11 protein-coding genes are annotated in these 12,598 nt (G+C 60.4%); 10 read left to right on the top strand and 1 reads right to left on the bottom strand.

Translation table 11 applies throughout. From position 1 onward, the window contains the following. Window positions 1-22 precede the first annotated feature (22 nt). Complete coding sequence (locus BUA15_RS01920; RefSeq protein ID WP_072714265.1) at window positions 23-1,354, top strand: acetamidase/formamidase family protein; 1,332 nt, start codon at window positions 23-25, stop codon at window positions 1,352-1,354. A gap of 61 nt (window positions 1,355-1,415) precedes the next feature. Here BUA15_RS01920 and BUA15_RS01915 read toward each other — a convergent pair whose 3' ends face one another. Next, the gene (locus BUA15_RS01915; protein WP_072714264.1) at window positions 1,416-2,387 is read right to left on the bottom strand and encodes a radical SAM protein; all 972 of its coding nucleotides are present in this window, start codon (window positions 2,385-2,387) and stop codon (window positions 1,416-1,418) included. 148 nt (window positions 2,388-2,535) lie between these two features. Here BUA15_RS01915 and BUA15_RS01910 point away from each other — a divergent pair, with 148 nt between their 5' ends. The 9 genes from BUA15_RS01910 (at window position 2,536) to BUA15_RS01870 (ending at window position 12,580) form a co-directional block, all read left to right on the top strand. Beyond that, entirely contained in the window at window positions 2,536-3,969 is a 1,434-nt protein-coding gene (locus tag BUA15_RS01910; RefSeq protein WP_072714263.1) for a sugar transferase, read from the top strand. Between the two features lie 169 nt (window positions 3,970-4,138). Next, window positions 4,139-6,046: a methyl-accepting chemotaxis protein gene (locus BUA15_RS01905; protein WP_072714262.1), complete on the top strand. Its 1,908-nt coding sequence runs from the start codon at window positions 4,139-4,141 to the stop codon at window positions 6,044-6,046. Further along, window positions 5,964-7,082: a chemotaxis protein CheW gene (locus BUA15_RS01900; protein WP_084660493.1), complete on the top strand. Its 1,119-nt coding sequence runs from the start codon at window positions 5,964-5,966 to the stop codon at window positions 7,080-7,082. Before BUA15_RS01905 ends, BUA15_RS01900 begins: the two co-directional genes overlap by 83 nt. After that, the gene (gene cheB, locus BUA15_RS01895; RefSeq protein ID WP_072714260.1) at window positions 7,079-8,215 is read left to right on the top strand and encodes a chemotaxis-specific protein-glutamate methyltransferase CheB; all 1,137 of its coding nucleotides are present in this window, start codon (window positions 7,079-7,081) and stop codon (window positions 8,213-8,215) included. The genes BUA15_RS01900 and cheB overlap by 4 nt, the downstream gene beginning before the upstream one ends. Then, window positions 8,163-8,783, top strand: coding sequence for a HEAT repeat domain-containing protein (locus BUA15_RS01890; protein WP_072714259.1), 621 nt, complete (start codon window positions 8,163-8,165; stop codon window positions 8,781-8,783). Before cheB ends, BUA15_RS01890 begins: the two co-directional genes overlap by 53 nt. A gap of 3 nt (window positions 8,784-8,786) precedes the next feature. Beyond that, window positions 8,787-9,656: a CheR family methyltransferase gene (locus BUA15_RS01885; protein ID WP_072714258.1), complete on the top strand. Its 870-nt coding sequence runs from the start codon at window positions 8,787-8,789 to the stop codon at window positions 9,654-9,656. Next, window positions 9,631-10,005, top strand: coding sequence for a response regulator (locus BUA15_RS01880; protein ID WP_072714257.1), 375 nt, complete (start codon window positions 9,631-9,633; stop codon window positions 10,003-10,005). The genes BUA15_RS01885 and BUA15_RS01880 overlap by 26 nt, the downstream gene beginning before the upstream one ends. After that, the gene (locus BUA15_RS01875) at window positions 10,002-12,392 is read left to right on the top strand and encodes a chemotaxis protein CheA (protein ID WP_072714256.1); all 2,391 of its coding nucleotides are present in this window, start codon (window positions 10,002-10,004) and stop codon (window positions 12,390-12,392) included. Before BUA15_RS01880 ends, BUA15_RS01875 begins: the two co-directional genes overlap by 4 nt. After that, window positions 12,344-12,580 carry a hypothetical protein gene (locus BUA15_RS01870; protein WP_072714255.1) on the top strand — a complete coding sequence of 79 codons (237 nt, stop codon included), beginning with the start codon at window positions 12,344-12,346 and terminating at the stop codon, window positions 12,578-12,580. Before BUA15_RS01875 ends, BUA15_RS01870 begins: the two co-directional genes overlap by 49 nt. The last annotated feature ends 18 nt before the right edge of the window (window positions 12,581-12,598 follow it).

Below are 12,598 nucleotides of genomic sequence, written 5' to 3'. Positions count from 1 at the left end.
ACCAAAACGGTAGGAGGGGGCCATGCAGGTTACAGAAACGCCAAAAGCGGCAGTTACGGAAGCGCGCCGCACGGTGGTTGTCAACGAGTTTACCGACGGGATCCTGGATCCGGAAGCCCCGATGCTGGGGCCGGTCGTCAACGGGGGGACTATTATCGCCAACACAGCGCCGGGCTGCTGGGGCCCTATGATCACGCCACGCCTGCGGGGGGCCCACGAGGTAACGCGTCCGGTTTACGTCGAGGGTGCGGAGCCGGGCGATGCGCTGGTCATTCGCATTCGGGACATTACGGTTACCTCTATGGCCACTGCCTCCGGGCATGATCGATGGGTAGAAGGGCACTACCTGGGGGATCCCTATGTGGCGGCGCGGTGCCCGCAGTGCGGAGAGCTGTATCCGGAAACGGTCGTCGAGGGGATTGGGCCCGAGGCGGTGCGGTGTGCTCGCTGCGGCACACCGGTTACACCGTTTCAGTTCGTGCACGGCTATACCGTGGTGTTTGATGAGACGCGTCAGGTGGGGGTAACCGTTGCGCAGGAAACAGCCGAGCAATTGGCCCGGCAGGCTGCGCAGGTCATGGCGTTGCCGGATCGGTCGGTGCAGCATCCCATCGTGCTGTACGCCCCCCATGATCTGGTGGGCGTGGCTGTGCGCCTGCGGCCTTTCCTGGGGCAGTTAGGTACCACGCCGGCCGTACGCATGCCCGACTCGCATAACGCGGGAGATTTCGGGGCCGCTCTGATCGGCGCTCCCCATGAGTATGCCCTGACGGCTGAGGAGCTGGAAAAGCGGACCGACGGGCACATGGACATCGACGCCGTGCGCGCCGGAGCCATTCTGCTGGCGCCGGTCAAGGTGCCGGGAGCGGGCGTTTATCTGGGCGATATGCACGCGTTGCAGGGAGATGGAGAGATTGCGGGGCATACCATGGACGTGTCAGGTACGGTCACGTTGCAGGTTGAGGTGCTGAAAGGCCGCACGCTAGAAGGTCCGGTGCTCTTCCCGCTGCCAGAGGACCTGCCACCGCTGGCGCGGCCGCTCACCGAGGAGGAGAAAGCGCGCGCGCGTGCACTGGCGCGCCGGTGGGGACTGTCGGACCTGGAAGAGAGCGCGCCCATTTCGGTAATCGGTACCGGTCCGGATCTGAACACGGCCACTGAAGTCGGGTTGCAGCGAGCGGCGCGCTTGCTGGACATGAGCGTGGCCGAAGTGCGCAATCGCGCGACCATTACCGGGGCTATTGAGATTGGACGGCATCCCGGGGTGATCCAGGTAACGTTCCTGGCGCCCCTGTCGAAGCTAGAGGCCGCCGGATTGCTTCCCTTTGTGCGGGAGCAGTACGGAATCGGCTGAGCCGCTCCCTGCGTGCTGGCAGAGAGGCCGGCCTTTTCCCGGGGCCGGCCTTTTCCGTTTTTCAATAAAACCAGGGACCCTTCATCAGCAGGCGGGGATGGGGGCGGCGGCGATCCAGCCGGTGCAGGCCCAGTTCAGCGGCGATTTGCAGCGCTTCGGCAAATTCTTCGGCGCTTAGGCGTCGGTTCAGTTCTGGAAAGGTAGTCTCGTTAACACGGCCGGCTGGATAGTACTGATCCATGAGGTTGACGTACGTGTGAGGGCCCAGTTCGCGCGCAATCCATTCCAGAATAGCCCGCGTTTCGTCCAGACAGCCAGGCATGACCAGATGGCGAATCAGCAGACCGCGTCGGGCCAGTCCTTCGTCGTCCAGCTCCAGGTCTCCTACCTGCCGGTGCATTTCCTTGATGGCTGCTCGCGCGTGTTCGGGATAGTCGGCAGCCTTCATGTAGCGCCGGCTGCGTTCAGTGCTCCAGAATTTGAAGTCCGGCATGTAAATGTCCACAATGCCGTCGAGCAGGCGCAGGCTTTCGAGACTGTCGTAGGCGCTGGTGTTGTAAACGATGGGGAGACGCAGGCCGTGTTCGACGGCAATGGCCAGGGCTTCAATGATCTGCGGAACGACGTGCTCGGGCGTTACGAGGTTGATGTTGTGACAACCCAACTCCTGCAGCTCCAGCATCATGGCGGCGATGGCTTCGGGCGGATGTCCCGGAGGCGCCTTGTGCGGTTTGATGGCCTGGCTGATGTCGTAGTTCTGGCAGAACTGGCAGCGCAGGTTGCAATGGGCGAAAAAGATGGTGCCCGAGCCGTTCCAGCCACGCAGGCAGTCTTCTTCCCCGAAATGCGGGAAGTAGCTGCTCACAAGCGCATAGCGACCCGTTTTACAGGCCGCGTACCGGTCTTCCAGCCGGTTGACGCCACAGTCGCGAGGGCAGGCCCGGCAGTCGGCCAACATTGCTCGTGCCTGTTCGACGCGGCGCTGCCATTCAGCGCGGCTTAGAGACCGGTAGGCAGGCCAGGGACGCGGCATGTCGCTGGGTTTTTGCTGGCCGTTTTTCGTATATTGCATCCGGGAACGAGTCAACACCGCAACCAGACGGGAGCCTATCGACGGCGCGTTGTTTGTTACCGCATCCTTCGATAATACAATCCAATAGCTAAAACTTCAGAGCGTTCCCGTGTCGCGCCGCGTGGAGCTGATCGCCTTACTGGTGATTGATGCCTTGATGTTTAGCCTGGCGTATGCCCTGCTGTATCTGGCCCGGTTCAAGTGGCAGTGGTTTGGGCAGCCCAAGCTGTATCCGATGGTATTCTGGCTGCCGATGCTGCTGATGACCGCCTACTGGGTGCTGCTGTTTGCTTTTTCAGGTATGTATCGGGAGCGGTACGCAGCGAGTCGTTTTGACGAGCTGGTTTCGCTGTTCAAGGTGGTCACGGTAGGTGTTTTAATCCTGGTTTTTGCCATCTTTATCGATACCCTGGAGCCCAGCACGAGCCGAGAAGCCATCTTCTTCTACTGGGCCTCGGTCTATGGACTGGTGTCGGCAGGGCGTCTGGGCGTGCGCACCGTGCAGAAAGCCCTGTTGCTGCGCGGCTACGGCGTGCATAAGGCGCTGGTGGTAGGCTGGAGCGACAAGGTAGCGCAGCTTTATGAGGAGGTCAGGCGCTATCCCGAAGCCGGTTTGAAAATTGTAGGAGCGATTCGGCTGGCGCGGCCGGGAGAACCGGCCGAAAGCCAGGAGACCACGGGCGATGGAGCAGCGGTTGCGGCCGTCCAGGTCGGCACGTCAGCGTGCACCATCGAGGCATTACCGCGGCTGATCGACGAGCTCGGCGTGCAGGACGTGCTGATTGCTCTGGACGGGCGAGACCATGACGCGCTGCTCGAAGTGCTTCGGCTGTGTGATGGCAAGCCGGTCAAACTCAAGCTGGTACCCGACTTCTATACCCTCATTGGCGGCATGGCCCGCACCGAGCACATGTACGGTCTGCCGCTTATTGAGGTGCTTCCTGAGCCCATGCCGGCCTGGGAGCAGAGCATGAAGCGGGTAATGGATGTGACTGTTTCACTGGCAGTGCTGGGACTGGGACTCCCGCTCTGGATTGTAATCGGTTTGCTGATCCGGCTGACGTCACCTGGTCCGGCCATTTACCGGCAGCAGCGCGTAGGGCAGCATGGACGCATCTTTACGCTATATAAGTTTCGCACGATGTATGTGGATGCCGAGGCGCGCACTGGCCCGGTCTGGGCCGCTAAAGATGATCCGCGCGTAACGCCCATTGGACGCTGGCTGCGTCGCTGGCGGTTGGACGAAGTGCCTCAGTTCTGGAACGTACTCAAAGGCGAGATGAGTCTGGTGGGGCCGCGGCCCGAGCGTCCCTACTTTGTCGAAAAGCTGTCGCAGGAAATTCCCCTTTACAATCGCCGCCATCGCGTAAAGCCAGGCATTACCGGTTGGGCGCAGGTCCGCTGGAAGTATGATAATAGTCTGGACGACGTGCGGCAGAAAGTCAAATTTGACCTGTTCTATATCGAAAATATGAGCCTTCGCATGGATCTGAAAATTCTCTTTCGAACCATCTACACTATGCTGGCCGGTAAGGGGCAGTAGGAAAAGTTTGCCTGAAAATCGAAGCAACAACGCGGGCAGATACCCAGGCCATTCAATCAAACAGTATAGAAAAAGCGGAGTCTGGCCTCAACACTTCAGGCTGGTATGCTTTTGGATTTTTCCTTCCTGCGGGAAAAATCTGTAAGTAAAAACCCGCAGGAAGATTCCTATGCCCTTTGTACGCAAGACGCATTCGGAGTCTGATGGCACCGAGGTGGCACCGCGTGCAACGGCGCGGGAAGCAGCGCAGCAACGTCGCCGGGCGCGTACGATGGCTCGGCGGCAGCAACTGGCCGAGCGCATTGCCGCGGCAGCAGTTCAGTTAGCTTCTGGTATCAGCGAGGCGGCCTCCGCCGCCCAGGAATTAAAGAGTGCGGCCGATCAGATTGCTGCTGGAGCCACAGAGGCTTCGGGGGCTACGCAGGAGTCGCTGGCGGCGTTTCGGGAAGTGGGGAAAGCCGTGGAACGTCAGCGGATGGCTGCTCAGCAGGCGCAAGAGAAAAGCGAGGCGTTGCAGGCACTGGCTGAGCAGGTTCGGGAGCAGGTTGAACATCTGATCCAGAATGTGGTGATGGCCGCCGAGCGCCAGCAACGTTCGGTGGCCCGGGTAGCTGAGCTGGAGCAGCAGGCTGCCCAGATTGGTGAGGTGATCCAGGCCGTAAGTCGCATTGCGAATCAGACCAATCTGCTGGCGCTGAACGCCGCTATTGAGGCCGCGCGGGCCGGCAAGCATGGGAAAGGGTTTGCCGTAGTGGCCGGCGAGGTGCGCACGTTGGCCGAGACGTCCGAAAAGAGTGCTCGTCAGATTCAGGAGCTGATTACACAGATTCAGGCCGACGTGCAGCAAGTGGTGCAAAGCATCACGGCTGCGGCCGAAGCCATTCAGGAAGAAGCGCAAAAAGGGCAACAAATCGGAGAAGAACTGGCGACAATTGGAGAAGGATTTCTGCGCATTGTGCAGGGGGCGCAAGAGGTTGCCGAAGGCGCGGCGCGTTCCGAAGAGGCTGTGCGAGAGGCGTTGCGCGGATTTGACGAGATTGCCGCAGCCGCCGAAGAGCAGTCAGCGGCGGTTGAAGAGTGGAGCCGCACCGTCAGCGAACAGGTGCAGGTGCTGGCCGAGTGCGAACAGTCGGCCGAAAACCTCTCCGAACTGGCCGAGGATCTCAAGCTTTCGACAGATCTGAGCAAAAGTGCGAGTGATGTGGCGACGGCGGCCGAGGAACTGTCGGCTGCGCTGGATGAGATGACCCGGGCGGCTGCCCAGATCTCAGCAGCTATCGAGCAAATTCGCAAGGGAGCGCAGACGCAGGCGGCCGCTACCGAAGAGTCGGCCGCCGCCATCGCCGAGATCGAAAAGGGCCTGGAGGTAGCCCGGCAGCAGGCGCAGGAGGGGCAAGAACGGTTGGAGGCGCAACAGCGGCGCCTGACGCAGAACCGTAAGGCCGTCGAAGCCCTGATAGCCAGCATTGAGCAGGCGGTTGGACGCGTTGAGCAAAGCCTGGAACGCATCAAACAGCTAGAGCTGCGTTCGCGCCGCATCGACAAGATCGTGGATGCCATTACGATGGTGGCCATTCAGACCAGCATGCTGGCCGTTAGCGGTGCGATTGAAGCAGCACGAGCCGGCGAGTTTGGCAAAGGCTTTGCCGTCGTGGCTGCCGATATTCGCAACCTGGCGCACGATTCAGCCGACAATGCAGACCGCATCAAAGACACCCTGCGCACCATTCAGGATCATATCCAGACAGTAGCCCGCGATGTCGAGGAGTTGATGGCGCGAACGGTTGCCGAGGCCGAAAAGGCGCAGGCCGTTACGCGCAGCCTGCAACGGCTGGATCAGGAAATGGCACAGGTGCACGCAGGAGCTGAAGCTATCCTGCGCGAAGCCGAGCGCATTGCCACCGCGATTGCACAGGTGCGCACAGGTGTTGATCAGATCGCCGCTGCTGCTCAGGAAGCCGAACAGGCAACCAGTGAAGCAGCCAGTGCAGCCCATGAGCAGGCCCAGGGAATGGAATCGCTGGCTGCGGCAGTGGAAGAAATCGCGGTGCTGGCCGACGAACTTCAAAGCCATTGAACCGATACCGCCTATGGGTCCGGACACGTTAAAGGAACTCTTTGGGGAGGCGCTTGCCCAGGCAGAAGAGGAAGAACCGCAGGTGGTGCAGTTTGTCGTTGGAGGCCAGCGGTATGCCCTGCCGGTGCACTGGGTGCAGGAAGTGGTCGCCTGGCCAGAGCACATTACGCCTATTCCGCAAGCTCCTACCTGGCTGGCTGGCTTGATGACGCTGCGACGCGAGACGATTCCGGTAGTGTTGCTGGCTCGTCTGTTTGAACTGGAGTGCGCGGATCAGCCAGCCTGTGTCCTGGTGCTGCAGGCAGGTGGACGTCGTCTCGGCCTGGGAGTTGACCAGGTACATGAAGTGCGGAGCCTGCCGCCTGACGCGCTGGAGCAGCCACCCGCCTCGCTGCAGCAGGAGTCTACCTATGAGGAAATTGTCGCCGTCTGTCGGGTGGAAGGAGAACGGCTGCTGAGCCTGCTGGATCTTCGACGCCTGCTGCGACGCATTGCGCTGGATGAAGCGGCTGCCTGGGGGTACGATGCCGTTTCTGAAGAGGAAAAAGCCGCTTCGCCGGAAGAGGCCGAAACAGAAGGGCAGAGCTTTCTCTTTTTCCGACTGGGCACCGAAGTATTTGGCGTTTCCATTGACTATGTGCAGGAAATCGTGGAGCCTCCCGAGACATACACAGTCGTTCCCCAGGCACCTCCAGCGATTGTGGGAGTGGTCAACCTGCGGGGCGGCGTGCTGCCCGTGGTAGACTTGCGCCAGCAACTTGGCTTTCCCGTGACAGAGCGGACGCCTCAGCAGCGCATTGTGGTGCTGCTTGCCGACGAGCAGCCTACCGGATTCATCGTTGATGCAGTTATTGAGGTCTGTGAGGTGCCGGAAAGCGCGTTGCAACCAGCCGCTCGTCCAGCAGAAGCCGCCAGCCCATTAAGGGACCAGGTGATCCATCTGGCCGACCGGGGACAGATTGTGCAGCTACTGCAACCCGAGCAACTGCTGGCGCAGGTGCGCATCCCTGCTCACTCATTAGCGACAGCCGTATGATTCGATTGTTGATCGTTGATGATTCCGCCCTGATGCGGCGGCAGTTGACGCGTCTGTTCGAAGAAGCCGGCGGATTTGAGATTCGAACAGCGCGTGATGGAACCGAAGCGATTGAACTCAATCGGTCTTTCGAGCCCGACGTCATTACGCTTGATATTCATATGCCGCGTATGGACGGGCTGACCGCCCTGGCGCATATCATGGCGGAGCGGCCCGTGCCCGTGGTCATGTTTTCGTCGCTGACCCAGGAGGGGGCTCTGGCTACCTTCGAGGCGCTGAACCTGGGGGCCGTCGACTATGTAGCCAAACCAGGCGGTACGATTACGCTGTCGCTGGAGGCCGTGCGTGAAGAATTGATTGCTAAAGTGCGGGCGGCAGCGACAGCGCGTTTGCGCCGGCGAAAGCCTCAAGCTACGGTCGGAACGGGCGTGCAGAAGGCGAGCCCCTCCGTTACCACTCCGGTTCGACCTGCTCGCACGCGCACGCGGCCGGCAAAAGAGCAAGGCGTGGTCCTCATTGGCGTCTCAACCGGAGGTCCGGCAACACTGGAGGAGATTCTGCCCAAGTTGCCCGCCGATTTTCCCTGGCCGGTGCTGGTAGCGCAGCATATGCCGGCCGCTTTTACCGGGCCATTTGCCCAGCGGCTGGATCGGCTTTGCGCGGTGCACGTGGTAGAAGTGGCGCGGCCTATGCCGTTGGAAGCCGGAACCGTTTACATCGGCAAGGGGGAAGCGGATCTGGTGATCAGCCGCCGCGGCACGCAGTTGATTGCGCTGGCCCGCCCGGCGCATCCTGATTATCTGTGGCATCCCTCGGTTGAGCTGCTGGGACGTTCGGCGTTGCGCTACGTTGAGCCTCGCCAGATCGTTGCCGTCATGCTGACCGGTATGGGCTACGATGGCGCAGACGCCTTCACCGAGATTCGCCGGCAGGGCGGGCGGGTCATTGCCGAATCCGAACGGTCGGCAGTGGTTTTTGGCATGCCGGCCGAGGTGATCAAGCGCGGAGGTGCAACCAAGATCCTACCGGCCGAAAAGATTGCCGATCAACTCATCCGGTGGATTCAACCAGCCGGACGCCATGGGGTTGAAGAAGTTCAGCCAGACGTCGTCCTTTCCTCCAGAAACCGTTGAGGACGATCTGATTGCGCTACAGGAGGCGTTGCAGGACCCCAACCCTGCCCGCCGACGCCAGGCCGTGCGTCGCTTAGCAGATGTTCCAGAAGGGCTTTCCTATCTGATGGCCCATCTGGAAAAAGAAACGGACGTCTCGGTACTGGAGGTCCTGCTCCAGGAACTGGTCCGCGCGGCTACGCCAGAGGCTCGGGCTGCGCTGGTCCAGGGATTGCGCAGCGACCAGGCTACCCTGCGGAACGCCACCTTAGACGCGCTGCGGCAGCATCCCGATCAAGCCGCTTCGCTGGTTGAGCAACTGCTGCAGGATCCCGATCCAGATGTGCGGATCCTGACGCTGAGTCTGCTGGGAACGCTGGCGCTGCCGCAAACCGAAACCTGGCTCATTCAGGTGCTGGAGCACGACCCGCATGTAAATGTCTGCGCAGCAGCAATCGATCTGCTCTGTGAGGTCGGTACCGAAGCAGCTCGGCCGGCGCTGGAAGCAGCCAGACGCCGCTTTGCCAATGAGCCGTACGTGCAGTTTGCGGTGAAACAGGCGCTGCGACGTATTGGGGGCGAAGCGTGAACCATGCAAACTTCAAAGTTGCACATACGCGACGAAGACTTCCTACGATTCCGTGATTTCTTTTACCGGAAGACAGGCATCTACTTTGACGAAGGAAAACGCTACTTCGTTGATCGCCGTCTGATTGAACGCATGAAGGCAACCGGCGCCCCGGACTTTCGCACCTACTTTACCCGCCTGCGCTTTGAGGCATCAGGAGAGGAGCTCCAGACCCTGATCAATTTGATGACCGTTAATGAAACCTACTTCTTCCGCGAAGAGCACCAGCTGCGGTGCCTGGTGCAGCACCTTCTGCCAGAGTTGACCCGTCGGCGCACTGACCGGCGGCCTATTCGCATCTGGTCCATTCCGGCTTCGACAGGGGAAGAGCCCTATTCTATTGCCATTTATCTGCTGGAATACTGGCCCGATCTGGAGCACTGGGATGTCGAACTGGTCGCTTCGGACATCGACACCAGAGCCCTGGAACGGGCCCGCCAGGGACGGTACAGTGCTCGTTCTGTGCAGCACGTGCCCCATCACCTGCGCCGCAAGTATTTCACGCGTGTAGGCAACGACTATCAGATCTGTGAAATGCTGCGCGAAGTGGTGACCTTTACGCGCGTGAATCTATGCGATGCCCAGGAAATGCGCCCCTACCGAGACTTCGCGGTAATCTTCTGTCGTAATCTGCTCATTTACTTCGATGAGGCCTCTCGCAAAACGGCGGCGCATCACCTGTACGAAGCGCTGGAACCCGGCGGATACCTGTGCCTGGGGCACTCCGAGTCGATGAGCCGTATTTCGTCCCTGTTTCAGGTACGCCGTTTCCCAGAGGCCATCGTGTACCAGAAACCAGAGGAGATCTATGAAACGTGTGCTGGTTGTGGATGATGCGCCTACGGTGCGCATGTACCACCGAGAGATTCTGGAATCCATTGGCCTGACTGTTGATGAGGCCTACAACGGCGTCGAAGCGCTCGAAAAGGCCCTCACCCATCCCTACGACCTGTACGTCGTGGACATCAATATGCCGGAGATGGATGGGTATCGATTCCTGCGAGCGCTCCGGCAACAGCCGGAGCTACCCCAGACGCCGGCGATCATGGTGTCCACGGAAGCCGCCGACATCGACCGTCGCCAGGCCTTTCAGGCCGGCGCTAACCTTTATCTGGTCAAACCGGTCAAACCGGACGTTTTGAGCCAGTACGTCCAACTGTTACTGGGAGAGAAGCCGTCATGAGCAACCTGGTAGAACAATTTGTCATCGAGGCCCGCGAACTGCTGCAGGGCATCAGTGAGCAGATTCTGACGCTGGAAGCCCAGCCAGACCATGCAGAAGCTATGCATGAGCTTTTCCGGCTCGTGCATACGCTGAAGGGCAATAGCGGGCTGGTAGAAGCCCCGGCTATGACCCGGGTGTTGCATGTGGCGGAAGACGTAATCGGTGCTGTGCGCGAAGGGCGGCAAACGTTCTCCAGGGACCTGGCCGATGCCCTGTTGGAAGCGTTCGACTTCGTAGCCCTTCTGGTGGACGAACTGGAGCAAGAAGGAAGCATTCAGGCCGCCCACGAGCACGAAGCCACCCGCCATATTCAGGCCCTGCAGAAGCTGGACGGAAAAGAAAAGACAGCAGAAGAGTCGGAAGCTTTCAGGGCAGCCTCGGATCACAGCAGGGCTGCTGTCTCCATAGAAAGCCTTCCGCCGGAGGCTCAGGAAATCGCCGCGCAACGGCTTCAGGAAGACCGACCGCTCTACTGGGTTGTGTACGAGCCGGAAGAGGATTGCTTTTTCAAAGGGGATGACCCCTTCCTGCTGGTGCGTCAGACACCCGGGGTGTGCTGGGGGCGCATTGTCCCACGGGCTCCCTGGCCTCCTCTTGACCAGATGGATCCGTACCGCTGCGTGCTTCGCTTTGAGCTGCTATCGGAAGCGCCGCTTTCAGAGCTGGAGGAGCATTTCCGCTACGTGGCCGACCAGATACGTTTGCAGCCGGTAGCAGCGCAGTTGGATGCGGCAGATGCGGGCGTAGCCCCGACCGAATCGAAGCCGCCCATCGTCTCAGAGGAGGCCATTGGTCAGATTCTGGAAGCCCAGCGGGCCGTCCTGGAAAGCCCCATTGATGACGGATTTGAGGGGCGGATGCAGGCCGTGAAAGCAGCGCTGGAGGGTCTGTTGCGGGTGCTGGGGCGCGAAAGCGATCAAAGCACACTGGAAGCAGCGCTGGACGAAGCCCGTCGGAAACGGAATCCAGAGCCGCTGCGTCGCTGGATCGATCAGGTCTTTGGCGTTGCTCCCCGAGCGGATGCGGGTTCGCCTGCCAGCCAGACCGGCTCTGCGGCACCGCCTGTTTCCCAGGAGCCTGCTACTCCCTCTCATGAACGACCGGCCGAGGCTCGCCCGCGAACCGCTTCGACGCTGCGCGTTTCGCAAGAACGCATTGATGCGCTGATGAGTCTGGTCGGAGAGCTGGTCGTGGCCAAAAATGGACTGGCGTATCTGGCCAGCCGCGTGCAGCGCGACTATGACTTGCCGGAACTGAGCCGCGAGATCAAACTGCATTTTGCGGCCATCCATCGCATTGCCGAGGAGTTGCAGGACGCCGTCATGCAGGTGCGGATGCTCCCCTTTGCACACGTGTTTCAACGCTTTCCTCGGCTGGTGCGCGATCTGGCGCGTCGGCTGGGCAAAGAGGTGCGTCTGGAAATCATAGGAGAAGATACCGAAGCGGATAAACGGATTATTGAGAGCCTGGCCGATCCACTGATTCACCTGATTCGCAACAGTCTGGATCACGGAATTGAACCGCCAGAAGAGCGAAAAGCAAGAGGAAAGCCCGAAACAGGATTGCTGCGCATCCGCACGCGCCAGGAAGGCGATCGCATCTGGATTGAGGTAAGCGATGACGGGCGCGGAATCGATCCAGAGGTCATCAAACGAAAAGCTTACGAAAAAGGCCTGCTCGACGAAGCAGCCCTGGAGCGCATCAGCGCTGCTGAAGCGTTGCAGTTCCTGTTTCGTCCGGGGTTTTCGACGGCCAGCAGCGTCAGCGACATTTCCGGGCGGGGAGTAGGACTGGATGTCGTCAAGCGCACCGTAGAGCAACTGGGCGGCAGCGTGCGCCTGGAAAGTGAGCCCGGAAAGGGAACGCGCTTCATCCTGTCGCTGCCGCTGTCCATGATGGTCACGCAGGTGCTGATTGTGGAAGTGCAGGGACAGCTCTATGGATTACCCGTTGAGGCGGTCGTGGAGACGGTTCGGGTAGCGCCCGAAGCCATTCAGCGCATCCATCATCAGGAGGCCCTGGTGCTCCGAAATCAAGTAATTCCTGTGGAATCTCTGCAATATCGACTGAACGGATGTAAACCTTCGGTCGAAGCCGCCGATACCTTAGCTGTCGTGGTCCTGCAGTTGGAGACCACCCGCGTGGGACTTCTGGTGGATGACTTCCGCGAAACCCTGGATGTGGTGCTGAAGCCGCTGCCCGGCGTGCTGGCCGGTCTTTCCCTCTATGCCGGGTCAGCGCTGCTGGGCGATGGAACCGTTCTGATGATTCTAAACCCCAAAACGCTGTTGGCATCATGCCGGTCGAATTCCGGAAGCGAAGCGTCGTCTTACGTGACCATGTAACCGTAGAGGAGGCCGAGCCGCTGCTAAGCTGGCTCCAGGAGCATCCTCGGGGACAGGTCAACCTGAAATCCTGTCGACATCTGCACACGGCCTGCTTGCAGGTGTTGCTGGCTGCGCAGCCTCGCGTTCGAGCCGTGCCCTCAGACCCGGACTTGCGGCGCTGGCTGGGCATGCTGTGGATTCCGTGAACCATCTGAGGAGGGATC

Origin of the sequence: Rhodothermus profundi (genome assembly GCF_900142415.1) — a bacterium.
Taxonomy (GTDB): domain Bacteria; phylum Bacteroidota; class Rhodothermia; order Rhodothermales; family Rhodothermaceae; genus Rhodothermus; species Rhodothermus profundi.
The sequence above is the reverse complement of the archived record's forward strand: the minus strand, read 5'-3'. Positions and strand labels throughout refer to the sequence as shown.

Coding starts and splice junctions, on each gene's coding strand:
- BUA15_RS01880 (WP_072714257.1), top strand. CDS start 9,631: ATGAAACGTGTGCTGGTTGTGGATGATGCGCCTACGGTGCGCATGTAC.
- BUA15_RS01890 (WP_072714259.1), top strand. CDS start 8,163: ATGGGGTTGAAGAAGTTCAGCCAGACGTCGTCCTTTCCTCCAGAAACC.
- BUA15_RS01905 (WP_072714262.1), top strand. CDS start 4,139: ATGCCCTTTGTACGCAAGACGCATTCGGAGTCTGATGGCACCGAGGTG.
- BUA15_RS01915 (WP_072714264.1), bottom strand. CDS start 2,387: ATGCCGCGTCCCTGGCCTGCCTACCGGTCTCTAAGCCGCGCTGAATGG.
- BUA15_RS01875 (WP_072714256.1), top strand. CDS start 10,002: ATGAGCAACCTGGTAGAACAATTTGTCATCGAGGCCCGCGAACTGCTG.
- BUA15_RS01870 (WP_072714255.1), top strand. CDS start 12,344: ATGCCGGTCGAATTCCGGAAGCGAAGCGTCGTCTTACGTGACCATGTA.
- cheB (WP_072714260.1), top strand. CDS start 7,079: ATGATTCGATTGTTGATCGTTGATGATTCCGCCCTGATGCGGCGGCAG.
- BUA15_RS01900 (WP_084660493.1), top strand. CDS start 5,964: ATGAGCAGGCCCAGGGAATGGAATCGCTGGCTGCGGCAGTGGAAGAAA.
- BUA15_RS01885 (WP_072714258.1), top strand. CDS start 8,787: ATGCAAACTTCAAAGTTGCACATACGCGACGAAGACTTCCTACGATTC.
- BUA15_RS01920 (WP_072714265.1), top strand. CDS start 23: ATGCAGGTTACAGAAACGCCAAAAGCGGCAGTTACGGAAGCGCGCCGC.